A 25,088-nucleotide genomic window follows, 5' to 3' on the forward strand; every position below is an offset into this window, starting at 1 on the left:
CTCAGAAACGGATCGCGAGCCCAAGATAGCTGATCATCGTTCCGGCAAGCGCCAGCCCCATTGGGAATTTGCGATGCTCCCAGGAGATCCAGTCCGGCGTGGCGCGCCGCACCGGCGGCAGGGCACGCAACAGGCGATGGGCGAAGAAGGCGCCCAGCAGGAAAGCGGCAAAGAGCGTCAGAACGGCGCCGAGATCCGCGAGGGGAATGAACATCGCCATGGCGGCTGCGAATTTCCCGTCGCCCGCGCCGACGCCGAGATAGGCATAGGCAAAGAGTGCGACGACATACATCACTGCGGCATGGGCAAAGCCCCAGAGATACTGATCGAACGGCAGCAGAAACGGTCCCATCACCACATAGATCGCGGCAAGGGCCAGAACGACGGCATTCGGCAGTTTCATGCGTTTCAGGTCGTTGAACGCGGCGACGAAGGACACCAGCGCGACCGGCAAAAGGAACCAGAGCGCGGCTTGAGAGGGCAGGGTCAGCATGCGCGGGTCAGCCGTTCGAGACGTTCGCTTCCAGCGCGCGCAACGAGCGCACGGCGGCTTCGAAATGCTGCGGATGGGTGTCGATGGCGTCCTTGATCAGCCCCTTGCCGATGGTGACGTCCCCGGCCTTCACCGCCGCAAGCCCCAGCGTGTAGAGAAGCTGTGCGCGCTCTGTCTGGGTCATCTCCATCACCGGCAGGTCGTATTTGCCCTGCGCGCCACGGGCGAGGATGAGGTTGTTCTTGGCGGTGAACAGCGAGGAGTCATAGGTGATCGCCTGTGCGAAGAGTTTTTCCGCTTCGCTGTATTCGCCACGGGTCAGTTTCGAATAGCCCCAGTTGTTCAGCACACCGGCGGGACGGGTCGTCAGGCCGACGGCAGTCTGATAGAAACTGTCAGCCTTCTTCCATTCCTGATTGCTGTCGGCGATCATCGCCTCGAGCCGGTAGCGTTTGTAGGTCTCATGGGTGGGCGGCACGGCGTCGAGCTGGGCCTCGGCCTCTTTCCACGCTCCGGTGCGGATCAGCGCATCGGCGTAATCCACGCGGTCGTCCATTGTCGAGGCCTTGTGCGCAACGACGTTTTTCCAGGCGCTGACCGCAGCCTGGGTCTCGCCCGCACGCACCAGAGATTTCGCCAGCCCGCGTTGCAGGTCGATGCGGTCGGGGTTTTCCCCCACTGCGCGCGAGAAATAGCTTACCGCCTCGGCCGGGTCGGCGGCGTTGAGCATGATGTCGGAGAGACCGGCGCCGTCAATGGCGTTCACGGAGGTGTCGGCGCGGCGCACATCGCCGCCAAAGGGTTTCTGACAGGCCGTCAGGGCCACGGAGCCCGCCAGCGCGAGCGTGATCACATGAAGGTTGCGCATGGTGCCTGCCATCCTCTGTCTCGGAGCCGGGCAGTCCGCCTTGTGACGACGCGCCTCTTGTTGCCCCAGTTTGCCTCAACTCGTTTTCGCCTCGTTCCGACCGCCGGTCCGTTTTCGGATCTCAGACGATCTCAGCGTGCAAGGATTTCGTATTCGCTCGTCCCGCGCCGCACCAAGGTGAAATTGCTCTCGTTTTCCTCACTATACGTGGGGTTTTCGAGTTTTGCGAGCGCCAAGCGCAGGTTTTCGCGAATTTCGGCAGATTGGCCACTGTCCAGCGCAAAGGCGGTGCGGAACACCCGCTCGGCCTCGCCATAGACGCCGCGCTCCATCAACACGACGCCGAGGTTGTTCCAGGCGGGAACGAATGCGTCGTCCAGCTCGATCGCACGACGCAGATCGGCCTCGGCCTGGCCGAGACGCCCGAGGCGCAGCTTGGCGGAGCCGATGGCCGAGAGCGTGTCGACGGTCATGCCCTGATGGGCTGCGGCACGGTAATAGGCCTTGAGCGCCAGTTCGTATTCGCCCGCCGCCATCAGACGGTGGCCGACGATCAGCCCGTCGACCGAGACCGCGTGGGCATCGACGCCTGTGGGGGCATAATCGCCGTTGTCCCTGAGCGGCTTGAGCATGTCTTCGGAGCCGCAAGCGGCCATGAGAGAGAGGAAAAGCGCAGCCCCGATGGTGTATCTGGGGCCGCGCGTGAGATGTCGAGACATGCTGTCCCTTGCCTTCTTGTGCGGTCCTGCGACCGGAGCCGGTGCTCGCGAGCCCGACAGGCGGGCTCAGAAACTGGCTTCCGACAGCAGGACGTAGATGTCATAGACCGACGGTCCGATCAGGATGATCAGAAGCGGCGGCACGGTCAGCATCATTGTGGCAAGGGTCATCTTGGTAGGCAACTTGTTTGCGGCCTCTTCTGCGCGCATCACGCGTTTGTCACGCATTTCACCGGCATAAATCCGAAGCGCGTCGGCAATGGATGTCCCGAATTGCTGCGACTGGATCAGCACGGTCACGAAGGAGGCCACATCCGGCACGCCGCAGCGCTCCGCCATGTCGCGCAGCACGACGGTCTTGTCCTTGCCGGCCTTGATCTCATAGGAGACGATCTCGAATTCGTCGGCCAGCGCCGGGAAGCCGGAGCGGATTTCCTTGGCCACCCGGATGATCGCCTGATCGAGCGACTGACCGGCCTCGACACAGACCAGCATGAGATCGAGCGCGTCGGGGAAACCGTTGGTGATCTCTTCCTTGCGGGCCTCGACGCGGCGGGTGACCCAGTATTTCGGCAGCATGTAGCCGATCACCGCGGGGAACAGCACCATGAACACCAGCGAGCGCGGCGTCACCTCCTGTTGCGAAGATTTCAGCAGGGCAAAGAGCAGGCCCAGGATCAGTGCGCCGATGCCCATCGCGAATTGCGCGAAGTGGAACATACGCACGGCATTCTTGCCGCGATAGCCCGCCTGGATCATCTTGAGCTGAGCGGCGGAATACTCCTCCTCGTCCTGCGGTTCGAGGAAGGCGGAGTATTTCTCGAGCTTCGCACCTTTCTTGTCCTCATAACGCAGCGCGGCCTTCTTGTTTGTCGCCTTGCTGGCCTGGGCCTGGGCCTTGAGCCGGTCCATCGGGTCGCGTTTGCGGTTCAGAAGCGCGGGCAGGGCGACGAGGATCAGTACGGTGCCCAGCGTGCCAACGAGGATCAGCGGCCCGAAGGGGCCGAGCTGATCGCCGAGCAGCGAGGTAAAGAACTCTTGCATGGCGTGTCCTCCTCAGACCTTGATGTTCACGAGCGATTTCATCACGAAGATGTTGACCGTGAGAAAGCCCGCGACCACGAGACAGGCGGGGATGAAGGCGGATGTGTCCTTCACCCGGTCGTAATAGTCGGGTTTCATCAGATTGATCGCCAGCAGCATCAGAAGCGGGAAGCCCGAGAGGAACTTGCCGGACCATTGCGCCTCGGCGGTGATCGCCTTGACCCGGCGGAAGAGTTTGAAGCGCGAGCGGATCACCTTGGCCAGACCGTCGAGCACCTCGGCCAGGTTGCCGCCCGATTGCTGCTGGATCGACACGGCGACGGCGAGAAAGCGCAGATCCTGCATGTCGAGCCGTTCGGCCATATCCTTGAGCGCCTCGCCCACGTCGCGCCCATAGGCGCTCTCGTCGGCGATCACGCCCATTTCGGTGCCCAGAGGATCGGGGACCTCCTTGGAAACGATGGTGAGCGCATTGGAGAACGGGTGGCCGACACGCAAGCTGCGGACCATGAGTTCGACGGCGTCGGGAAGCTGTTCCTCAATCAGGCTCAGACGTTTCTTGGCTTTGCCCTGGATCCAGACATAGACCGCGCCGACGCCCATGCCGACGGAGACGGCGATGCGGATCGGCAGGGAAGCCGAGGTGCCAATCGACAGGCCGACGAAGGCGACCATGCCCAAAAGCACCATGACCATGAGAAGCTGGGTGGGGGAGAAGGCGATATTGGCCTTCTGCGCCTTTTCGGCCAGCACGGAATAGAGCGGCACCTGACGCGATTTGAGGTGCTGGCTCATTTCCTTGCGGAGCTGATTGAGTACTTCTTCGCGGTCGCCTGTGCCTTTCTCGAGCAATTCGTAGCGACGGTTGACGCGGGAGTTCAGCGAGATCGACTTGCCGAACACGGTCAGATAGATGCCTTCGACCAGAAGCAGCACGGCGATGAAGATGACGCCGTAAATGACCGGTTCCAGGGAAATGATCATGGGGGAGGCTCCTTAACGCGGGTTGGTCGGTTCGAAAATCGCGTGCGGCAGGTCGTAGCCCCACATCCGGAAGCGTTCCGAGAAGTGGCTTCGGACCCCGGTCGCCGTGAAATGGCCGATGATCTTGTTGTCGGGGGTGAGGCCGGTGCGCTGGAAGCGGAACACCTCCTGCATGGAGATCACGTCGCCCTCCATGCCGGTGATTTCGGTGATCGAGACCATGCGGCGCGAACCGTCCTGAAGGCGCGAAGCCTGCACGATCAGGTTGACGGCGGAGGCGATCTGCGAGCGCACGGCCTTGAGCGGCATTTCGATCCCGGCCATGGCGATCATGTTTTCGAGGCGCGACACCCCGTCGCGTGCGGAGTTGGCGTGGATCGTGGTCATCGAGCCGTCGTGGCCGGTGTTCATGGCCTGTAGCATGTCGATCACCTCTTCGCCGCGGGTCTCCCCCACGATGATGCGGTCCGGACGCATCCGCAGCGCGTTGCGGAGACAATCGCGCTGGGTGACGGCGCCCTTACCCTCGACGTTGGCGGGCCGGCTTTCCATCCGGCCGACATGGGTCTGCTGAAGCTGAAGCTCCGCCGTATCCTCGATCGTCAGGATGCGTTCATCGTTGTCGATGAAGCTCGAGAGGGCGTTGAGCGTGGTGGTTTTCCCGGAGCCCGTCCCGCCGGAGACGATGACATTGAGACGGGTGGAGACGGCGGCCTGAAGATAGGCGGCCATTTCCTCGGTAAAGGCGCCGAAGCGGACCAGATCGTCGATGCCGAGCTTGTCCTTTTTGAATTTCCGGATGGAGACGAGGGAACCGTCCACCGCAACGGGGGGCACCATGGCGTTGAAACGCGACCCGTCTTTGAGACGGGCGTCGACATAGGGGTTCGATTCATCGACGCGGCGGCCCACGGCGGACACGATCTTGTCGATGATCCTGAGAAGGTGCTTTTCGTCCTTGAAGGTGATGTCCGACAGTTCGAGCTTGCCGGCGCGTTCGATGAAGATCTGATGCGGGCCGTTGACGAGAATATCGTTGACGCTTTCATCTTTCAAAAGCGGCTCGAGCGGCCCGAGGCCGCGCACTTCGTCGTAGAGCTCCTGATTGAGCAGGATGCGTTCGTCGCGGTTCAGCACCAGCCCCTGATCGGCGAGGAATTCCGCCGTGATGTCGGAAATCTCCGATTTCAGGTCCTTTTCCTGCGCGGTTTCGAGGGCTGCGAGGTTCAGGTCCTCAAGCAGGCGCTTGTGCATCTCGACCTTGATGTCGCCCAGACGCTCCTTGCGGCGGCGTTCCTTGTCCTGCGGCGCAACCTGCGCGCTGCGCGGGGCTTCGCGACGCTGAACCTTGGCGGCCGGGGCGGGCGCTTTCGCCGGGGCGGGATCTTGCGCGGCGGTCGGGGTCGGGGCAGCGGTTGCGGTCCTGACCGGGGCGACCTTTTGACCATCGGATTTTTTATATCGCGAAAACATCGTCTTGCTCTCTCACCTCATGCCCGTGGACAGGCTTCATTGCGCCGCTTCGAGTTGCTGGGTCTGCCGCGCATGCAGCGAGGCTGCGAGTTTCTGGATTTCCTTGCGCAGCGGATTTTTTGCGGCTTCGATACCAAGCGGCATGCCCTGATCGCAGGCATCGCGCACCGGGCGACCGCCATCGGGAAATTGCACGTCGATGTCGATTTCGAGGTTCTCCGCCATGCGTTTCAAACGGGCCCTCGCGGAAAGGTCCATGGCCTTCGGGGCCCGGTTCAACAGGAAGCGCATCTTGTCGAAAGGCAGCTCCTCCGCCTTGAGCGCATTGCGCAGACGCAGGATGTTCTGGGCCGAGCGCAGATCCAGCTCGACCGGCGCGAAATAGAATTCGGCGGCGTTGAGCACCGTTTCGGTCCAGCTCACCAGCGTCGTCGGCATGTCGAGAATGACATAGTCGAAATGTTTGCGGCCCATGTCGAGCAGACGCTGCACATCGGTCGCGTCGATGAAATCGAGCGGCAGGATGTCCGGCGGCGAGGTCAGCACCGAAAGCTTGTCGTTGAAATTCATCAACGCGCCCTTGAAAGCGTCGTCATCCATCATCTCGGTGGAGGACAAAAGCTCATAGACCGCATTGCGCCGTGGCAGGTCGAGATAGGTCGAAACCGAGCCGTATTGCAGGTTGAAATCAATCAGAAGCACACGCGGCTGCTGGCCTTTCTTTTCGATATTGGCGAGTTCCCAGGCGAGGTTGACCGCAATGGTCGTGGCGCCGGCCCCGCCAGAAATGGATTGCACCGGCAGCACGATACCATGCGCCCCGCCGCCTTGGCCGACATGTGCCGGGCGGGCATCCACGAAGTCGATGGCGGGCACCTTGCGCGGCGCATCCAGCCGTTCGATCGCCTCATGCAGGGCGTTTTCCGGCAGCGGGTAGGGGATGAAATCCTCGGCACCAAGTTGCAACAACTGATGCAGGACCATGGGGGAAATTTCGTCGGCGACCAGAATCACCTTGATATTCTGTGCTTTGGCCGACTTGATCAGATCCGCGATCATCGCCAGGAGGCTCTCGTCCTCATGATCGAGCGCCATGGCGACGAATTTCAGCCCGCCGCTTTCCGGTTGGCGGAAAAACTGCCGCGCGTCTTCAAAGGAGAGATCGCCCCAGGCTTCGCCCAGTTCAGCCTCCATGTCCTCGATCAGCAGATCGAAGTTCTGCACGTCCCGGCTGACGGTACAGGCCACAAGCGGGGCCGGGTCGTTTTGCAATAGAGCTTCACTCGTCATTGCTCAAAGCGTCCTTTATCTCGAACGCCAGGCTTACCGAGGCTCAGAGTGCCTCAAACGAGAAACCCGGCCCTGATCCCCTGGCGCGTTTGCCCGACTCGGTTGTCGGGCATACTGCTCCCATTGGGGATAAGGTGCCGGGGTATTGGGGCAACAATAGGGCCGAAATCGCGTAATAATTCGCTATTCCGCGACGATCGTTTAGCCGTCGACGCTACCGCTGGCGGAAATGCTGGTGCGAGATTGCGCGCTGCTGAGATAGCCGCGACGGACGATCTCGGCATATTTCCCATCCATGATCAACGGGGAGTTCTCCACGAAACCAGAGACTTCCGTCACCGTCCGGCGGTTCTTGCGCTCCGGGCTCTGGGTGACGATCAGGGGCTGGGTTTCACCAAAAGACACCATGGCCTCGAGACGCGAGCGGGAGATGCCATTGCGCGCCAGTTCGGCAACAACGGCTTTCGCCCGGCGCAGTCCCAGCGCTTTGTTATAGGCGTTGGAGCCGACGAGATCGGTGTGACCGTAGACGCGGAAGCGCACTTCCGGGAATTGCGCCATGAAATGCGCCTGTTTTCGGATCGCGTCGCGGGCGGCACCGTCGAGCGTCGCGGAGTTGAATTCGAAATTCACCGTGGTGGGCACGCTGGCGGCAAAGCGCTCGTTCAGGTCGATCACATACTTCAACTGGCCAGTCTGTGCGAGCGTGTTGTTCATCGTCGCATTGCCGAAGGTGCCGTTGTCGAGATAGCCGCCGGCCTCCTGGTTGAAGTAGTTCAGCGCGTTCTGGTCCGAACAGGCGCCCAGGGCGAGAAGGGCGGTGGCGGCAAGGGAAAGTTTCAGGGAAATCCGCATGTCGTCTTACTCCATCACGTAGCCATAGGAGCCGGAGAAATCCTGCTTCGCGACTTCCGCGGCTGCGCCGGTTTTCGGGGCCGTGGTGCCGCCATAGGTCTTGCCGAAGAGGAAAAGCTCACCCTCCGTGGGGATTTTTACCCGGTCGGTCGGCAGGCTCAGCGCCATGCCATTCACCGGCGTCACGAGATGCGGCGTCACGATGATGACGAGCTCGGATTGGCGGCGGGTGTAGTCGGTCGAGCGAAACAGCGCGCCGAGCACCGGGATGTCACCGAGCCATGGCACCTGGCCGACCAGATCCTCGAAATCGTCCTGCAACAGACCGGCGATGGCAAAGCTCTGACCGTCGCGCAGTTCCACGGTCGTGGAGGTTTCGCGGCGCTTGAAGGAGTTCAGGGTGAAGCCGTCGACGGTATAGTTGACAGAGCTGTCGACCCCGGAAACGGCCGCGCGCATTTCAAGGTTGATCTGATCGCCGTTGACCACGCGGGGCGTGAACTCGAGCTCGACGCCGAAGGGTTTGTAGTTGATCGACACGCCATCGTTGTCGCGCACGGGGATCGGATACTCGCCCCCGGCGAGGAATTTCGCCTGTTGTCCCGAGAGGGCGGTCAGGTTCGGTTCCGCAAGGGTGCGTACGACGCCTTTTTCCTCGAGTGCCTCGATGGCGATGGCCAATTGCGTGTTGCCGATGGCGCCACCGATCATGAGCTGGCCGAGGCCGTCGCCGGTCATCGACGGGCCGAGAGATGTTGTGCCGGACGCGCTTCCGGCGGAATAATCGACACCGAGCGCTGCGCTCAGATCTTTCGACACCGAACGGGACATCTCGGCGAACCGGACTTTCAACATTACCTGTTGCGTGCCGCCGATGTTCATCATGTTCGACACACGGTTCGGGGCATAGCGTTCGGCCAGTTCGATGGCCCGGTTCATCATGATGGCCGAGGAGATCGTGCCCGACAGGACGATCCCGTCATTGGCGGTGCGCACCTCGATGCTCTCGTTCGGCATGATCTGGCGCAGACGTTCCTTGAACTCGGTGACATCCGGCGTCACCTGGACCTGGACGTTGGTGATCAACGAACCGTCGGGCGCAAGAAGTGTCATGGTGGTCATGCCGGGCGCGCGGCCCAGCACATAGATCGAGCGTTCGGACAGGGTCGAAATGTCGGCGATGGCCGCATTGGCGATCGAAATCTCGGCGAAGGGTTCGTCGCTTTCGACAACCACGGCGCGGTTCATCGGCACGTTCAGAACGCCGGAGGGGGCTCCGGTCATGACGCGGAGTTTCTCTGCGAAAGCCCCGGTCGGGGTAGCGCCGAGTGCGGCAAGCCCGACGAGGGCCGCCTTGATCAAATTCAACGTTTTCATGTGATCCTGCCTCTGTCGACCACGCCTCAATCCATCGGGTTCTTTGCGACCCATTTGGACAGACAATGCGTTAATTTAACTTTTTTTGCAAGAATCAATCTCTTGGCGGGTGTTTGTGATGTGGAGAAGCCACAAGTGGCAGGGCCGGTTTTCACCTCATCTCAGGGCAAGTCTTTGATCAAATCGAAAAATCCCGGCTGCGGCGATGCCGCCATCCGGGATTTCGTGAGCGTGGTGATAGGCCGTGACGGCGGCGTTCACTCCGTGCAGGGAATGTTCATCACGATGATTTCGCCGCCTTTGCGGGTGCGCACCGTACAGACCTTGGCTTTCGGGGCGGCGGTGTAGACCTGTTCCTCGATCCCCAGAAGCGTGTTCTTGTCGACCTCGACACTGTCGATCACGGTGTCGTCGTTGCGGCCGACGAGGGCGAGCGACAGACGTCCTGTGCTTTGCGCCGTCGCCAGTGTCGCGACCTGCGTCGGCGTGGCTTCGACGGTCACCGTGCGGGCGATGTTGGTGGTCTGCGGATCGCTGTTGGAAATCTGGTCGACGGCGACCAGCGGGATCGAAGTCTGGATCAGCTTCGTCACGTCGCGCCCGGAATCGGGCAGACGCCCGGTCCAGTAGACATCGACACGGTCGCCTGGATGCAGGAAGCCCGACACGCCGGAGGCCACGTCGACGCGGATCGCGAAGGCGCGCATGCCCTTGGCGAGACGGGAGGCCACACCGGCATCTTCGCCGGGGGCGGTGAGCTTGACCGCGAGCAGGGGCTCCATCGGTTCGATGTTGCGCAACACCCGGCGCGGCACGTCCGGGCCTTCCGGGAAGAGGGCTTCTTCCGTGAGGAAAGCGCCTTTCGGCATGGCGTCGTTTGGCCAGCGAATCTTTTTCACCATGTTCGGCAGAAGCGGGTCGCCATAGCTGAGGGGTTTGACCGCGACATAGATGTCCGTCGTCTGGACGACATTGGCGCGCATGGCTTTCTCACGGTCCAGCTCGGCCTGATAGGTCGACAGGTACCCGCGTGTCATATGAACGGCAAACCCGGCCAGGGCGACGCCGATCACAAGGACCAATCCGAAAATAATACGCATGACTTTCCCTCTACTTGCGGCCCCACTTCCGGGCATGCCGACCGCTTCGCGGTCCAGTCCCCCGGGAACACCCGATCAGAGTTTCATCGAAATACGGCAAATTGGTGGTTTCACCGCGGCGCAGTCGTGAATTTTTGCCGATTCACGAACAAACGGTGCGAATTCCGATGGCTGTTCGTCAAAGGTGCCCGGGATCCAGAGACGGTTTGCCCGAAAGGAAAACCGCGCCCGGGAGGGGCGCGGTTGTGTCATGCAGTCCGATACGTGTCGGAAAACGTAGATTATGCGTCGGGGGCCGGATCGGCGACCGGGTCGGTCGCGGTGTCGGTGGCGGTGTAGTCGATCACGGTGCGGCCAGCGAGGTCGGTGGAAATTTTGTCGCCGAGGGCTGTGGTGCCTTTGGAAACGGTGGTCAGCACGGCGATGCCGAGGCCCACGACGGCGGAGGTCAGCACGACCCAGTCAACGGTCACGGCACCGTCTTCGTCACGGGAGAAGCGTTTGTAGAGCTTGAAGAATTCCATTTTATATCCCTCCGAGGATGTGTTCAGTTTGGTTTCCACGTCTTGGCGATTTCGAGCTTGGCGTTTCCCTTGCCTCAGCGCTCCGTCTCGCTTTCGATGACCCTATATGGCCCCCCAACTGGGGCGAGAGTGGGGCAGGATTGGTACGTTTTTGGAAACGGCGTGAATTTTGCAGGGGTAAGGGTTAACTTATTGATTTTAAAATTAAAAAAATTTTAACTATTTTGTCTGAAAATGCTTTTTAGCGGTTTTTCAGGTTAACCTTGGCATAAGATTGGTGGTGGAATCGTCTAAAATTCTGGCTCTCGGGCGAGATTTTTGCGAAACTGGTGGCAAAAGCGGCCAGTGTTCCGAACCGGACCGCCCCTTGAGAGCAGTATGATCATGTCGTTTCTTCTGAATCGCGCCGGGTTTTGCGCGCTTGTCGTGAGTCTGAGCTGTCTTGTTGGCGGTTCTGCTTTGCGTGCCGAGGAGGCGAGCGCGCCGCCGCCCTGGCCCGAGGTGCGTCCGAAACGCATCGGAGTGCCTTCCGGCGGGGCCGGGCATCTCATCGACGTGCAGATCAGGCCGGGGATGAAAACCGTGACCGCCCCGCCGACCGTGCCCGATCCGGTTGCCCCGGTGCCTGCGGAATTGCTGGACTGGTACTGGAGTGCTGTGCCGCACGATCTTGCGGGGGCAGGGCCGGAACGCTTCGGTGCAGCGCTCGCGGCGCTCGATCTCGATCCCGGCAAGTCGGTTCCCAGCCCGAGCTTTCAGCAGGTCACGGACATCGCCAATCGCTATGGCAGCTCGCTTTTGCTGCATTCCATCGGGACGAAGGTGAGCCCCGCGCTGGCGCTGGCGGTGATGGCGGTCGAATCCTCCGGCAATGCGGAGGCGGTGAGCGGGGCGGGGGCGCTGGGGTTGATGCAGCTCATTCCGGCGACGGCGGAGCGGTTCGGCGTCGATGCCAAAGACCCGGATCAGAATATCAAGGGCGGCATTGCTTATCTCGACTGGCTTTTGAACGAGTTCAACGGCGACGTGGCGCTGGCGCTGGCGGGGTATAATGCGGGAGAGAATGCGGTGAAGGCTGCGGGTGGCCCGCCGCCCTATGCCGAGACCCGCGCCTATGTGCCCAAGGTTCTGGCGGCCTGGCAGGTGGCCAAGGGGCTGTGTCTCACTCCGCCGGAGCTGTATTCGGATGGGTGCGTGTTTGCGACCAATGCGGTGCGGGCGCAGAACTGAAAAGAGGGCCCGAAAGCCCTCTCGTCAGATCGAAAGTTTCTTGAAGATGAATTCCGGGATCAACCGGATGATCAGCATGATGTAACGCCAGAAGAACGGCGTGTAGATCACGTTCTTTTTCTTGTGCACGGCCTCGAGGATGTCTTTCGCCACGGCGTCGGGGGAGGCGACGAGGAACATGCCCTCGATGCCCCAGGTCATCGCCGTGTCGACGAAGCCGGGTTTGACGGTGACCACATGCCCGCCCGCCCGCGTCAGACGGTTGCGCAGGCCGGAGAGGTAGGTGGCAAACCCCGCTTTCGCGGAGCCGTAAACGTAATTGCCGATCCGGCCCCGGTCGCCCGCCACCGAGGTGACGCCCACCACCGTGCCTTGGCCGCGCTCTTCGAGATGCGGGGCGAGCAGGGAGAGGAAGGTGGCGGGGCCGATGTGGCTGTCCTGCACCACGCCGTCGGTCAGGGTCGGATCGGCGTCGATGGCGGATTGCTCCGGCATGGACCCCACGAAAACGGCGCAGTTGAGCGTGCCGTCCTCGGCGCGCGCGCGGTCGATGATCGGTGCGAATGTCGCGTTGTCGCGGGCGTCGAAGCGCAGGGCTTCGGCTTTGGCTGCGCCACGGGCAAGGCAATCGCTGGCGGTGGCGGAGAGGTCGTCCATGTCGCGACCGCAGAGCAGGAGCACCGCGCCGTCTTTCGCGAGACGGCGGGCCGTGGCGCGGGCCATGGAGGAGGTGGCGCCGAGAATGATCCAGGTGTGTTGCATCTCAGGCCCCTTTCCCGCGCAGGTTCAGACGCCGCACCAGATCGGTTTCGAACGCGCGGGTTGGGTCGGCGGCATTGACGGTCTCGGCCCAGAGGTCCAGATCCGGGTACATGCCCATGATCTGTGCCGCATCGGCGACACCGTCCTTGGCGAAATAGATCCGCCCGTCCGCGTCCTGCGTCATCTGGGTCAGCTCGGCGATCAGCTCTTGCGATCCGTCCCGGTTCGGGACGTCGATGGCCAGCGTATAGCCCTCCATCGGGAAGGACAGATAGCCACCACGCCCCGGCCCCATCTTCTTGAGCACGGCCAGCGGCGAACAAAGATGCGAGGCGGCGATCTTTTCGAGCATCGCGCGCAGCACGTCGACCCGATCCGTGGGCAGGACGCATTGGAACTGGTTGAAGCCGCGCTTGCCATAAAGCCGGTTCCAGTCGTGAAGCGCATCGAGCGGGAACAACACCTTGTGGATCGGTTTGACAGAGGTGCGGCCCCCGGTCGGCACTTTGCGGAGATAGGCGGCGTTGAACAGGCGCACGATGGGAGACGACAGCGCCCAGCCCGGCGCATTCATCGGCACCGAGACTGTGCCTTCGCCGGAGCTGTCGACACCGGCCACCAGTTCGCTTTCCTCAAGAATGCCACGGCCAAGCTGGTCCCCGGTGGCGGTGCCGTCGATCCACCCGACCGTGTAGGGCGTCTGGCTGTCGTCGAAGGCGCGCAGGAAGGCGTCGAGGTTCTCGATTCGCCGTTCCGTGAGGCGCATCATCTCGCCGGGGCAGGGCATGAGTTGCAGGGTCGCCTTGGCGATCACCCCGGTCTGGCCGAGCCCGCCGAGGGTGGCCAGCCAGATCGCGCCGCTGTCCGGGGTGATGGTGCAGGAGGTCTCGCCTTGCAAAAGCGTGATCTCTGTCACGTGTTGTCCGAAGCTGCCTTGCGTGTGGTGGTTCTTGCCATGCACGTCATTGGCGATACAGCCGCCGACGGTGGCAAAGCCGGTGCCGGGCATCACGGCGGGGAGCCAGCCCTTGGGGGCCGTGAGCCGCGCCAGATCGCCGATGGGCATCCCGGCCTCGACGGTGACGAGACCGCTGTCCGTGCCGAATTCCAACACCCGGTCGAGCCGGGTCATGTCATAGGAATTGCCGCCATCGTTCAGCGCCACGTCGCCATAGGAGCGGCGCAGGCCGAAGGCGGGCGCGGGGCGTTGGGCGACAGCGCTGGCGAGGACGGATTGACGTTCGGGGCGGGCGATCTGGCCCGTGGCGGAACGCGCCCGGCCCCAGCCAGTATAGGTGAGGGAGTTCCAGACCGTCGGGGGCTCTGATTTGGGGGAGGGCTGCTCTGGGATCATGGTCTTGTGACTGTGTCTGATTGTCTTGCCGTTTAAACAACAATTGGGGCGAGAGTGTGGTGCTGTTTCGGATTTCCGAACAATCTTTGCAAAAGAAAACGCGGCCCCGTCCGGGAGCCGCGTCTTGTCTTGAGTGCAGTGAAAAGACTCAGATCAGTTGACGATTTTCGCCTCGGTCGCGGCGCGCAGCTCTGCCTCAGACACGCCTTCGGCCAGTTCGACGATCTTCAACCCGCCCTCGACCACATCCAGCACGCCGAGATTGGTGATCACCCGATCCACCACGCCCTGACCGGTGAGCGGCAGGGTGCATTGGTGCAGAAGTTTGCTCTCGCCGTGTTTGTTGGTGTGATCCATCACCACCACCACACGGCCCACGCCCGCCACGAGATCCATCGCGCCGCCCATGCCTTTGACCAGCTTGCCGGGGATCATCCAGTTCGCCAGATCGCCCTTCTCGTCGACCTCCATCGCCCCCAAAATTGCCATGGCGATCTTGCCGCCCCGGATCATGCCGAAGCTGAAAGAACTGTCGAAATAGGCGGTGTTGGGCAGTTCCGTGATGGTCTGCTTGCCGGCGTTGATCAGGTCCGGGTCCTCGTCGCCCTCATAGGGAAACGGGCCCATGCCGAGCATGCCGTTCTCCGACTGAAGCGTCACGGTGACGCCTTCGGGGATGAAATTCGGCACCAGTGTAGGGATGCCGATCCCGAGGTTCACATAGGTGCCGTCCTGAAGTTCCTGCGCCGCGCGCGCGGCCATTTGATTGCGGTCCCAAGCCATTTTTAGTATCTCCTCCTGTGTCTTTTCAATCCGCGAGACTCTGTAGGTCCTCGGGGTGAAGTTGCAGACGGCTTTCCGCGAAAGCGCAGAACACCTGCCATCCGTAATCGGCATTCATGTGGCGATGATCGACGGTTTCCGTGCCGGGCTCCGTGTCGGGCCGGGCATAGCGATCCTCGGTCATGAATTGTCCGGCGCGCGTGTCATGGGGTTGCAGCATGACATCGAGGCCGACACGTGCCATTTCTTCTTCGATCATTGCTTCGTAGCGTTGCATCCATTTCGCGCCATGCGGGCGTTTGCGCAGCGAGGCGAGGGCGAATTCATGCCCCGGTCCTGCCCCCACGGACCGCGCGAGCGGGTAGGGGGCAGGCAGGAAGCACTGTCGCGGATCGGCCCCGAAACGCTCTGCCAGCCGTTCGGCGCGCTGGCGCACCAGCCCGCGCAACAGGTCGCCGAGCGCGGCTTCTGAGAGGAAGGCGCGGGAGGTGCGTTCCGGTTCCTCGAGAATGTCGTGAAAAACCATGAGCCGCATGGCGTGATTGAGCGTATAGCGCTCGCCGACATGAAGAATGCGGGCGAAGGGCGCAAAGTCGATTTCGTTTGTGTCCATCCAGCCCAGCAAATGGCTGGCGTCCTCGGGAGCGCGAAACACGCCGTCCTCGTAAAGGGCCGCGCTGTAGATCTGTCCGGGCAGGCCGAAATAGGTCACATCCAGAGTTGGAAACGCTTCAGCGATCCGGTGCCGTGCGGTGTAGAACGCGCCGGTGTGAGAGGTGCCGATGATGAGGATTTTCTGTCTGTCACTCATGACCGGCTCGCCTCGATCAAAGCTTCTTCGCAGACCAGATCGGCCTCTTCCAACCCGTCGTCCTCCGGCGTCTTACGGACGATCCGGGGCACGTTTTCGGCCTCCGGGTCATGTGCCCGGAAGAACATACGCATCGCCGAGGCAACGCCTTCTTCGGTGACGGAGCGCAGGTTTTCCTTGTAGAACCGCCCGCCTGCCGCCGGGTTGGTCACCAACTCATAGGACGGGAAGTAATCGACATTGTCGTATTTCGCCGCGACCTCGCCTGCGGCCGCGCGCAGCGTCGCTTTGGAAAAGGCGGTGGCGGGCAGCACATGGCCACCTGTCGCGGTGGCGGTCAGCGGCACGGGGGAGATGGTCAAAAGCATGCGAATGTCAGGGCGCAGCGCCATCAGACGGCTGCGCAGCTCTTCGAGATCGTCGCGCACCTCCGGCAGGCTGAAATTGTGAAAGCCAAAGACCTCGGGGGCGTAATGGCCCGCGAGCGTGCCGGGCGCGGTCGGGTAGACCGTGCCGCTCTCAAGATGAAACCAGACCTCCGTCAGCCCCAGCGTGAAGACAAAGACATCGGCGCGGCGCACGGCGCGGAGCACGCGGCGGAGGTGGACGGCGCGGGCCTCTGTCACATGCTCGGGCGTCGCCAGCCCGCCGGGTTCGACATTCGGGCGTTGCGCATCGAAATAGCGCCCGTCGCGCTCCCAGATCGGCTCGGCCGGTTTGATCTCGCCCTGCGCCTCACGCAAAAGCTGCACCATCTGGCGCACCGTGTAGATATTGCCGTAGCGCGCGGAATAAAGCGCATATCCATAGCGATTAAGCACCTCGCGCGGGAACGGCCCCTTGGGCGTCTCCACGTCGATCACCGCCCAGTCGCGCGCCACGAGGTTGCGATGCACATGCTGGGCGAAACAGCTCCCCGCCGTCATGATCCGGTCGGTGGGCGAGATGCGGAATTTCGGCAGGCACAGCCCCACGATCGCCGTTGGATCGGCCTCGGCCACACCGCTCCGCCAAAAGGCGGAGCCGGGCAGATGATCGTAGGGGGAGCCCATATGCGCTTACGCCGCCGGGCGCGGGCGTGTGGTGCGCTGTTCAATACGCTTTTCATGCGTGCCCTGAACCAGACGATGCACATAAACCCCCGGCAGGTGGATGCAATCCGGATCGAGCGAGCCGGTCGGGACGATCTCCTCGACCTCCATGATGCAGATCTTGCCGCACATCGCCGCCGGCGGGTTGAAATTGCGCGCGGTCTTGCGGAACACGGCATTGCCGGTCTCGTCCGCCTTCCACGCCTTTACGATGGAAATATCGGCGAAAATCCCCTCTTCGAGGATATAGGTCTCGCCATTGAAGTCCTTGTGCTCTTTGCCTTCGGCGATCACCGTGCCCACACCCGTCTTGGTGTAAAACCCCGGAATGCCCGCCCCGCCGGCGCGCATGCGTTCGGCCAAAGTGCCCTGCGGATTGAACTCCAATTCAAGCTCGCCCGAGAGGTATTGGCGCATGAATTCGGCGTTTTCGCCCACGTAAGACGACATCATTTTCCGGATCTGGCGGGTCTCCAGCAGCTTGCCGAGTCCGAACCCGTCGACGCCCGCATTGTTCGAAGCCACGGTCAGATCCTTGACGCCGCTCTCGACGATGGCGTCGATCAAAAGCTCGGGAATACCGCACAGCCCGAACCCGCCCGCAGCGATCAGCATGCCGTCCGTCAAAAGCCCGTCAAGGGCATCCGCTGCCGATTCGTACACTTTTTTCATTTCTCTCCTCCCGGAAACTTGCAAATTCCTCGCGCCGACTAAATCGGCTTCTGCATAGGCAAGTCAATCATATGCTGCGTTGCAACGTATCGGGTTCGAAATGCGAACATTTTGTGCGCATATATGGTTGCGACAAAATAGCTTATGGTTTCAGTCGGGCTTGAAACTTCGCAGGGGTTATACGTATTCCATTTATAGAATATGAAAGCAACGCACAGGAGACCTTCATGCAATTTTTCGCCGCTTCCGCAAACCCCGGCAGCCCCGACGTCGCCGCCTTTTACGAAGAGGTGACCGGGTCCTGGCAATATGTCGTGTCCGACCCGAAAACCAAAGCCGCCGCCATCATCGACCCGGTGCTCGATTTCGACGCCGCCGCCGGGGCCACATGGACCGCCAGCGCCGATGAGATTCTGAGTTATGTGACGGACCGGGGATTGAACGTCGTCTGGGTGCTCGACACCCACCCGCATGCGGACCACTTCTCCGCCGCGCCCTATCTCGCCGGGAAGCTGAGCGCTCCGCAGGCGATCGGAAAGAAGGTGCTTGAGGTGCAGAACATCTGGGCCGATCTCTATGCCGACGACAGTCTCAAGAACCGTGACGATTACTGGGATCGTCTGTTCGAGCCGGGCGATACATTCGGCATCGGCAGCCTGACGGCTAAGGTGATTCTCTCCACCGGCCACACGCTGGCGTCGATTTCCTATGTGATCGGCGATGCGGTCTTTGCCCATGACACCTTCATGGTGCCCGACAGCGGCACCTCGCGCGCCGACTTCCCCGGTGGCTCTTCCGAGGAGCTTTGGGACAGTTTGCAGGCGATTCTGGCGATGCCCGGCGACACCCGCGTTTTCGTCGGTCACGACTATCGCAAGGGCGGCCGCGAAGAGGCCTGTATGGCTACGGTCGCGGAGCATAAGGCCGCGAATATCCACGTGAAAGACGGCATCGGCAAGGACGAATTCATCGCCACGCGGGACGCCCGTGACGCCACTCTGCCGCTGCCGAAACAGATGCTCTACGCGCTTCAGATCAACATTCGCGGCGGGCGATTGCCGGAGCCTGATGACAAGGGGCGCGCGGTGCTGCGCATCCCGCTCAACCGGTTTGAGCCCAAGCGCTGATTCATGGATCGGCGAAAAGGCGCTCCTGCGGGGGCGCCTTTAATTATTTGTTAAGAAAGAGAGCGAAGGCTTAACCCAGGCTACATACTTTCCAGGGAGGAGAATATTATGTCCCAGCTTTATTCCATGATCCGCGGCAACCACATCTTCTCGAAGAGCGGCACTTTCGAGGGGCTGATCGCGAAGGATGCGGTGATCGAGGAGGGCGTCGAACTGACACTCAAGGGGATGGTGGGCGGCAATATCGTGGTGAAACCCGGCGCCGCGCTTTATCTCAAGGCCATGGTCGGCGGCTGCATCCACAATCACGGTGGGCGGTTGCATCCCGTGACCTGAACCGGCAGAGAAAAAGGGCGCTCAGAGGCGCCCTTTTTCATGCTTCTCGGCCTCAGCCTTCGATGACCGGATCGTCATCGGCATCGGCGACTTTCTTTTTCGTCGCGGTTGTTTTCGCCGCCGTCTTTTTCGGGGCTGCTTTCTTCGCGGCCGGTTTCTTGGCCGTGGGCTTTTTCGCGGGGGTCTTTTGGGCGGCGGTTTTCTTGCCCCCCTTCGCGGCTTTTTCCGCGATCAACTCCACCGCCTGCTCCATGGTCAGGTCTTCGGGCTTGATGTCCTTCGGCAGGGTCGCGTTGACCTTCTCCCATTTCACATAGGGACCATAGCGTCCTTCCATGACACTCACCGGTCCGCCATCCGGATGCTCGCCCAATTCCCTGAGCGGTTTCGCCGCCGCAGAGCGCCCGCGCCCCGGATTGTTGCGCTTCTCGGTGATCATCTCGACCGCGCGGTTCATGCCGATCTCGAACACGTCGTTCGGGTCCTTGAGATTGGCGTAAACCGGCTTCGCCTCATCCGGGAGCTGGTGCATCAGATAGGGGCCGAAGCGTCCAAAATTGGCGGAGATCATAGCGCCTTCGTACTCACCAATCTCGCGCGGTAGGTTGAGAAGCGTGAGCGCTTTCTCCAAGTCCATGTCGTCCTTCGACCAACCTTTCGGCAGGGAGGCGCGCGGCGGTTTCTTGTTCTCGGGCGTCGGTTCGCCGCGTTGAACATAGGGTCCAAAACGCCCGGATTTCAGCCAGATCTCGTCGCCATTGTCCTCGCCCAACACGCGCTCGTCGCCCTCGGCGCCTTCGCCCGCGATCGGGCGGGTGTAGGTGCAGTCCGGGTAGTTCGAACAACCGACAAAGCCGCCGGTGCGCGAAGTTTTGAGGTGCAGAGAGCCTTGACCGCATTTCGGGCAAATGCGCGGATCGGTGCCGTCTTCGCGCGGCGGGTAAAGCTGCGGCGCGAGCGCATCGTCGAGCTTGTCGAGCACTTCGGAGATGCGCAGCTCGCTGGTTTCCTCGATGGCGGCGTGGAAATCGCGCCAGAAGCGGGCCAGCACCTCCTTGTAGTCGAGATCGCCCGCCGAGATTTCGTCGAGTTGCTCTTCGAGATTGGCGGTGAATTCGTAACCCACGTATTTGCGGAAGAAATTCATCAGAAAGATCGTGACGATCCGGCCCTTGTCCTCCGGGATCAGGCGGTTCTGTTCCTTGCGGACATATTCGCGGTCGACGATGGTCGAGAGCACGGAGGCATAGGTCGAGGGGCGCCCGATGCCCAGCTCTTCCATCCGCTTGACCAAGGTCGCCTCGGTATAGCGCGGCGGCGGGTTGGTGTGGTGCTGGAGGCCCAGCACGGCGGCGTCGGCGCCCAGAACCGCCTCTTTCTCCGCCGCTTCGGCCTTGAGCGCGCCCGCGACCTTTTTCAGAGCCTCGCCCTGCATGATCTGCGGCAGGCGGCCTTCGTCATCCTCGTCCACATCGTCGCGGCCTTCGGTGTAGACCGCCATGAAGCCGTCGAACACCACGACCTGACCCGTGGCGCGCAGCACGACTTCGTGGTCGTCGGAGGCGATGTCGACCGTGGTGCGTTCAAGCTTCGCGCCTTCCATCTGGCAGGCAATCGTGCGTTTCCAGATCAGATCGTAAAGCTTGCGCTGATCGGCATCCGTGAGCTTCACGCTGTCAGGGGCGGCGAACATGTCCGTCGGGCGGATACATTCGTGGGCTTCCTGCGCGTTTTTCGCCTTGTTCTTGTAGATGCGCGGCGAGGCGGGCACGTATTTGTCGCCATAGCGCGACTTGATCGCATCGCGGGCCTGCGTCACGGCTTCGGGTGCCATGTCGATGCCGTCGGTCCGCATATAGGTGATCAGCCCCGCCTCATAGAGCCGTTGCGCCGCGTTCATCGTCTGGCGCGCGCCCATGCCAAATTTGCGGCTGGCCTCTTGTTGCAGCGTCGAGGTCATGAAGGGAGCGGAGGGATTGCGGGAGGCGGGTTTCGCCTCGACCGAGATCACCTTGAGCGCACGGGACGACACGGCCTGAACGGCCATTTCGGCGCGCATCCGGTCCTTGAGATCGAATTTATCGAGCTTTTTGCCGGAGAGCTGGGTCAAACGCGCTTCGAATGTCTGCCCGCGGGGCGTCTCAAGCATCGCCTTGACGGACCAGTATTCCTGCGGATTGAACGCCTCGATTTCCATCTCGCGCTCGACGATCAGGCGCAGGCACACCGATTGCACACGGCCCGCCGAGCGCGCGCCCGGCAGTTTGCGCCACAAAACCGGCGAGAGGTTGAAGCCCACAAGATAGTCCAACGCCCGGCGCGCCAGATAGGCGTCGACCAGCGGCACATCGACCTGACGCGGGTGTTTCATCGCCTCGAGAATGGCGGGCTTGGTGATGGCGTTGAAGGTGACGCGCGATACGGCGGTCGATTTTTTGATCGCCTTGCGCTTGGTCAGCGCCTCTTGCAGGTGCCACGAAATCGCTTCCCCTTCGCGATCGGGGTCGGTGGCGAGGATCAGTTCGTCATCGTCTTTCAGCGCATCGGCGATGGCCTTGACGTGTTTACGACTGTCCGCGCCGATCTCCCAGGTCATGTCGAAATCGTTGTCCGTATCGACCGAGCCATCCTTCGGGGGCAGGTCGCGAACGTGGCCGTAGGAAGCCAGAACGGTGTAATCCTTGCCGAGATACTTGTTGATCGTTTTGGCCTTTGCGGGGGATTCGACGACAACAACAGGCATGGAACGTCCTTCGGATTCTGAAACGGGGGGTCTTATGGCGGCGGAAAATGGGCTGAGGGAGGCCGGATTGTCAATGCATTGCCGGGATTATTGTTCCCCCTCGGGTCCGAATGCGCGAGGATCGGGCAGGTTTATGAGTATGGAGTGGGGCGGATGAGACGATGGGCGGTAGCGATGGCGACGATGATCCTGCCCACGCTCGGATTTGCCCAGAACTGGCACGAACCGGCGCGCGGCACGGCGGAGCGGGCGCAGTTGATGAATGCGATCCGGCCGGTTGTCGAATGGCAACTGGGACGCCCGGTTGAGTTCGTGGTGCGTCAATTGCGCGCGAGCGGCGACCATGCCTTTGCCATGCTGGCACCGCAGCGTCCGGGCGGCGGTGCGATCCATGTCGCCGCGACCCCCATGGTGCGCTATTTCGGCGAGGATGCGTCTTACTTCGAGGAGGTCGGCGGGCTTGATGTCATCGCCTTTCTGATCCGCGAGGGCGATCAATGGGCCGTGGTCGATCACAGCATCGGCGCGACGGATGTCTGGTTTGCCCGCGAGCCCTATTGCAGCGCTTTTCCGGTCGTTTTGCACGGCTACTGTCCTCTGAAGTGACGAGAATGCCATCGGCGCTGGCGGGTGTTCCTGACACGTTTCGCATTAATCTGAAACACGGATTGAGTGTGAAGCGCTTGCAACGCTTTAACCCAGCGCCAGCAGCCCGCCGGGTTTGCGAAAAATCCGGCCTGCCAGTTCGAGATTGAGAATTTCCGAGCTGACCCGGTCGGCGGCGAGGCCGATGTCGCGGATCAGATCGTCTTCCGGCAGGGGCGCGCCCGCGAGCCGGGCGAGGATTTCCCTGTGGAGCGCGGCATGATCGGCGAGGTTGCGGCTCTCCGGCGGGGCCTCCGGGACGGGAATGGCCATGTCCGGCGTCTCCATCGCGGTCTGGGCCAGAGGCGAGGCGACCGCGAGGGCGTCGATCACATCGCGCGCGCCACGGATGAGCGTGGCCCCATCGCGCAGGAGAATATTGCACCCGGCGGAGCGTGCATCGAAAGGATGTCCGGGCACCGCCATGACCTCCCGCCCCTGATCGAGGGCGTTGCCCGCCGTGAGAAGCGAGCCGGAGCGTGCGGCAGCCTCCACCACGATGGTGGCGCGGGAAAGACCGGAAACGATGCGGTTTCGCATCGGGAAATGCCGGGCAAAGGGTTTCATGCCAAAGGGCTGCTCAGAGATCAGCAGGCCCTGTTCGGCGATGGAATGATAGAGCGCGGTGTTCTCGGCTGGGTAAATCTCGTCGAGCCCGCCCGCCAGAACGGCGATGGTGCCAGTATCCAAGGCGGCCTCATGGGCGCTCGTGTCGATGCCGCGGGCAAGCCCGGAGGCGATGGCGAAGCCTTCCGCGCCCAAGTCGCGCGACAGAGTGCGGGCAAAACGCATGCCGAGAGAGGAGGCATTGCGCGCGCCGACCACGGCCAGCACGGGGCGTTCCAGAAGCGACAGATCGCCCTTGACCCAAAGTGCGGGCGGGGCATCTTCGATCAGGGCGAGGAGCGCCGGGTAATTGTCATCTGTGCGCAGGATCAGCCGGGCGCCGGTCTTTCGCCCGGCGCGCAGTTCGGCTTCGATCACCCCCTTGGGGCAAATCTGATACTCGGCAACACCGGCGTTTCTGGCGATTTGGGGGAGGGTCTCAAGTGCGATGCGGGCGGAGCCGTGTTCCTGCATCAACCGGTAGAAGGTACTGACGCCGACGCGTCTGGAGCGCAAGAGCCGGAGCCAGTCGGCCCGATCTTCCACGGTGTGGGGTGGGGTGAGGGGGTGGTGGGAAGGGATGAAATCCAATGAACCAACTCTCTCCGTCTCTTGCCCCCTTAGAATCCCTTAAAATGGTTAATGAGCGGTTACCAAATTGCGGAAACTTCGCCTTTTAACCGCAGTGAATCGATTTTTTACATCTTGTCGCTGAGGAAAAAGCAAAAACGCGCGCGCCTCTTTCAAATTTGCAAAAGGTCTCAGGTGCCCGAACCGCCGACGGTCAGCCCGCCGATCAGCAGAGTCGGCTGCCCGACCCCCACCGGAACCCATTGCCCGGCCTTGCCGCAATTGCCGACGCCCGGGTCGAGCGCCATGTCGTTGCCGATGGCGCGCACATGTTTCATCGCGGTTGCGCCGTCGCCGATCAGGGTGGCGCCTTTGACGGGGGCGCCGACACGGCCTTTTTCGACGCGGTAGGCCTCGGTGCAATTGAACACGAATTTGCCGTTGGTGATGTCGACTTGCCCACCGGAGAAGCCGACCGCATAGATGCCATCATCCATGCCCGAGAGAATCTCGTCCGGTGCCATGTCTCCGCCCAGCATGTACGTGTTGGTCATGCGCGGCATCGGCGGGTGCGCGTAGCTTTCGCGCCGCCCGTTGCCGGTGGGTGTGACGCCCATGAGACGCGCGTTCTGGCGGTCCTGCATATAGCCGACGAGAATGCCGTCTTCGATCAGAACGGTTTTCTCGGATGCCGTGCCCTCGTCATCGACCGAAATCGAGCCGCGCCGGTCCGGGATCGTGCCGTCATCGAGAATGGTCACGCCTTTGGCAGCCACCTGTTGCCCCATCAGGCCCGCAAAAGCGGAGGTTTTCTTGCGGTTGAAATCGCCTTCGAGCCCATGGCCGACGGCCTCGTGCAGCAAGACCCCCGGCCAGCCCGGCCCAAGTGCGACGTCCATCACGCCGGCGGGTGCAGGCACGGCGTCGAGGTTCACGACCGCGATGCGCAGCGCTTCGCGCGCCACACCTTTCCAGTGATCGGGGGCGATCAGACCTGTGAGGCCAAAGCGCCCGCCGCCGCCCGCATTGCCGCTTTCCCGGCGTCCGGCATGCTCGACGATGACGGAGATCGACAGCCGCGCCATCGGGCGTACGTCGGAGACAAGCCCGCCTTCGGGGCGCAAAATATAGACCTCCTGATGCGAGGCCGCGAGCGAGGCGGTGACCTGTACCACGCGGGGATCGAGATCGCGCAGATAGGCGTCGATCTCGCGCAGCGTGTCGATCTTGACCTCGAAAGCCGCACCCTCGAGCGGGTTTTCATCGGTGTACAGTTTCACGTTGGTGGCGCGCGGGGGCTCGGCCAGCGTGCCGCCGCCGTCCCCCACCGCGAGGCGCGCGGTCTCGGAGGCACGGCGAATCGCGGCCTCGGAAATTTCGGTGGAATGGGCGTAACCGGCGGTTTCGCCCCGCACGGCACGCAGCCCGAAACCCTCGGATGCGTCATAGGAGGCGGTGCGGATGCGCCCGTCATCGAGCACAAGACCCTCGGAGGTGCGGCGCTCCAGAAACAGTTCGCCATCGTCCGCGCCCGCCACGGCTCCGCGCAGAATCGTCAGGGCGGCTTCAAGGTCGAGGCTGGTGTTGAACGGATCGAAACGTCCCGAGGTCACGGATATTCTCCTTGGTTG

General features: G+C 62.1%; 24 protein-coding genes. 4 read left to right on the forward strand and 20 right to left on the reverse strand.

The genetic code is table 11. The features are described from left to right. Nucleotide 1: 1 nt before the first annotated feature. From CEW89_RS17540 to CEW89_RS17590, 11 genes are all read right to left on the reverse strand, one after another. Nucleotides 2–493, reverse strand: coding sequence for an A24 family peptidase (locus CEW89_RS17540; protein ID WP_066705928.1), 492 nt, complete (start codon nucleotides 491–493; stop codon nucleotides 2–4). A 7-nt stretch (nucleotides 494–500) separates the two neighbouring features. Next, nucleotides 501–1,361, reverse strand: coding sequence for a tetratricopeptide repeat protein (locus CEW89_RS17545; RefSeq protein ID WP_066705926.1), 861 nt, complete (start codon nucleotides 1,359–1,361; stop codon nucleotides 501–503). A gap of 131 nt (nucleotides 1,362–1,492) precedes the next feature. After that, nucleotides 1,493–2,080 carry a tetratricopeptide repeat protein gene (locus CEW89_RS17550; protein ID WP_096806775.1) on the reverse strand — a complete coding sequence of 196 codons (588 nt, stop codon included), beginning with the start codon at nucleotides 2,078–2,080 and terminating at the stop codon, nucleotides 1,493–1,495. Nucleotides 2,081–2,146: 66 nt separating this feature from the next. Beyond that, a complete protein-coding gene (locus tag CEW89_RS17555; RefSeq protein WP_096806776.1) occupies nucleotides 2,147–3,124 on the reverse strand; it encodes a type II secretion system F family protein in 978 nt (325 codons plus the stop codon). Nucleotides 3,125–3,136: 12 nt separating this feature from the next. Further along, nucleotides 3,137–4,108: a type II secretion system F family protein gene (locus CEW89_RS17560; RefSeq protein ID WP_198403450.1), complete on the reverse strand. Its 972-nt coding sequence runs from the start codon at nucleotides 4,106–4,108 to the stop codon at nucleotides 3,137–3,139. Nucleotides 4,109–4,120: 12 nt separating this feature from the next. Then, nucleotides 4,121–5,581: a TadA family conjugal transfer-associated ATPase gene (locus tag CEW89_RS17565; RefSeq protein WP_096806777.1), complete on the reverse strand. Its 1,461-nt coding sequence runs from the start codon at nucleotides 5,579–5,581 to the stop codon at nucleotides 4,121–4,123. Nucleotides 5,582–5,617: 36 nt separating this feature from the next. Then, a complete protein-coding gene (locus CEW89_RS17570; RefSeq protein ID WP_096806778.1) occupies nucleotides 5,618–6,871 on the reverse strand; it encodes a CpaE/TadZ family protein in 1,254 nt (417 codons plus the stop codon). A gap of 201 nt (nucleotides 6,872–7,072) precedes the next feature. Further along, the gene (locus tag CEW89_RS17575) at nucleotides 7,073–7,726 is read right to left on the reverse strand and encodes an OmpA family protein (RefSeq protein ID WP_066705916.1); all 654 of its coding nucleotides are present in this window, start codon (nucleotides 7,724–7,726) and stop codon (nucleotides 7,073–7,075) included. Between the two features lie 6 nt (nucleotides 7,727–7,732). Then, nucleotides 7,733–9,103: a type II and III secretion system protein family protein gene (locus CEW89_RS17580; RefSeq protein ID WP_066705914.1), complete on the reverse strand. Its 1,371-nt coding sequence runs from the start codon at nucleotides 9,101–9,103 to the stop codon at nucleotides 7,733–7,735. 257 nt (nucleotides 9,104–9,360) lie between these two features. Then, complete coding sequence (gene cpaB, locus CEW89_RS17585; RefSeq protein WP_066705912.1) at nucleotides 9,361–10,203, reverse strand: Flp pilus assembly protein CpaB; 843 nt, start codon at nucleotides 10,201–10,203, stop codon at nucleotides 9,361–9,363. Nucleotides 10,204–10,484: 281 nt separating this feature from the next. After that, on the reverse strand, nucleotides 10,485–10,727 hold the full coding sequence (locus CEW89_RS17590; protein WP_066705909.1) for a Flp family type IVb pilin: 243 nt from the start codon (nucleotides 10,725–10,727) through the stop codon (nucleotides 10,485–10,487). A 384-nt stretch (nucleotides 10,728–11,111) separates the two neighbouring features. On the opposite strand from CEW89_RS17590, the gene CEW89_RS17595 reads away from it, so the two are divergent. Continuing rightward, on the forward strand, nucleotides 11,112–11,957 hold the full coding sequence (locus tag CEW89_RS17595; protein ID WP_244906097.1) for a lytic transglycosylase domain-containing protein: 846 nt from the start codon (nucleotides 11,112–11,114) through the stop codon (nucleotides 11,955–11,957). 24 nt (nucleotides 11,958–11,981) lie between these two features. Here CEW89_RS17595 and CEW89_RS17600 read toward each other — a convergent pair whose 3' ends face one another. The 6 genes from CEW89_RS17600 to CEW89_RS17625 all read right to left on the reverse strand — a co-directional run bounded on the left by CEW89_RS17600 (nucleotide 11,982) and on the right by CEW89_RS17625 (nucleotide 17,430). Further along, nucleotides 11,982–12,719: an SDR family oxidoreductase gene (locus tag CEW89_RS17600; protein WP_096806780.1), complete on the reverse strand. Its 738-nt coding sequence runs from the start codon at nucleotides 12,717–12,719 to the stop codon at nucleotides 11,982–11,984. A 1-nt stretch (nucleotide 12,720) separates the two neighbouring features. Further along, a complete protein-coding gene (locus CEW89_RS17605) occupies nucleotides 12,721–14,073 on the reverse strand; it encodes an FAD-binding oxidoreductase (RefSeq protein ID WP_096806781.1) in 1,353 nt (450 codons plus the stop codon). Nucleotides 14,074–14,226: 153 nt separating this feature from the next. Then, a complete protein-coding gene (locus CEW89_RS17610; RefSeq protein WP_096806782.1) occupies nucleotides 14,227–14,856 on the reverse strand; it encodes a 3-oxoacid CoA-transferase subunit B in 630 nt (209 codons plus the stop codon). A 25-nt stretch (nucleotides 14,857–14,881) separates the two neighbouring features. Further along, the gene (locus CEW89_RS17615) at nucleotides 14,882–15,667 is read right to left on the reverse strand and encodes a hypothetical protein (RefSeq protein WP_096806783.1); all 786 of its coding nucleotides are present in this window, start codon (nucleotides 15,665–15,667) and stop codon (nucleotides 14,882–14,884) included. Then, a complete protein-coding gene (locus tag CEW89_RS17620; protein WP_096806784.1) occupies nucleotides 15,664–16,719 on the reverse strand; it encodes a GSCFA domain-containing protein in 1,056 nt (351 codons plus the stop codon). Before CEW89_RS17620 ends, CEW89_RS17615 begins: the two co-directional genes overlap by 4 nt. Nucleotides 16,720–16,725: 6 nt before the next feature. Next, complete coding sequence (locus CEW89_RS17625) at nucleotides 16,726–17,430, reverse strand: CoA transferase subunit A (RefSeq protein WP_096806785.1); 705 nt, start codon at nucleotides 17,428–17,430, stop codon at nucleotides 16,726–16,728. A gap of 227 nt (nucleotides 17,431–17,657) precedes the next feature. On the opposite strand from CEW89_RS17625, the gene CEW89_RS17630 reads away from it, so the two are divergent. Both CEW89_RS17630 and CEW89_RS17635 read left to right on the forward strand, forming a co-directional pair. After that, a complete protein-coding gene (locus CEW89_RS17630) occupies nucleotides 17,658–18,557 on the forward strand; it encodes an MBL fold metallo-hydrolase (RefSeq protein WP_066710159.1) in 900 nt (299 codons plus the stop codon). Nucleotides 18,558–18,665: 108 nt separating this feature from the next. Next, nucleotides 18,666–18,893 (forward strand): hypothetical protein, encoded by a 228-nt coding sequence (locus CEW89_RS17635; RefSeq protein ID WP_066710161.1) that lies wholly within the window; start codon nucleotides 18,666–18,668, stop codon nucleotides 18,891–18,893. Between the two features lie 52 nt (nucleotides 18,894–18,945). On the opposite strand, the gene topA is transcribed toward CEW89_RS17635, so the two are convergent. After that, a complete protein-coding gene (gene topA / locus CEW89_RS17640; RefSeq protein ID WP_096806786.1) occupies nucleotides 18,946–21,636 on the reverse strand; it encodes a type I DNA topoisomerase in 2,691 nt (896 codons plus the stop codon). 153 nt (nucleotides 21,637–21,789) lie between these two features. Here topA and CEW89_RS17645 point away from each other — a divergent pair, with 153 nt between their 5' ends. Continuing rightward, a complete protein-coding gene (locus tag CEW89_RS17645) occupies nucleotides 21,790–22,242 on the forward strand; it encodes a hypothetical protein (RefSeq protein ID WP_157779910.1) in 453 nt (150 codons plus the stop codon). Nucleotides 22,243–22,329: 87 nt separating this feature from the next. Here the strand turns inward: CEW89_RS17645 and dprA are convergent, their stop codons facing one another. Further along, nucleotides 22,330–23,469 (reverse strand): DNA-processing protein DprA, encoded by a 1,140-nt coding sequence (gene dprA / locus CEW89_RS17650; RefSeq protein WP_483398663.1) that lies wholly within the window; start codon nucleotides 23,467–23,469, stop codon nucleotides 22,330–22,332. 179 nt (nucleotides 23,470–23,648) lie between these two features. After that, nucleotides 23,649–25,070, reverse strand: a complete 1,422-nt coding sequence (gene tldD, locus CEW89_RS17655) for a metalloprotease TldD (protein WP_096806789.1) — start codon at nucleotides 25,068–25,070, stop codon at nucleotides 23,649–23,651. Nucleotides 25,071–25,088: the final 18 nt, after the last annotated feature.

It is taken from the genome of Celeribacter ethanolicus, assembly GCF_002407265.1.
Lineage (GTDB): Bacteria > Pseudomonadota > Alphaproteobacteria > Rhodobacterales > Rhodobacteraceae > Celeribacter > Celeribacter ethanolicus.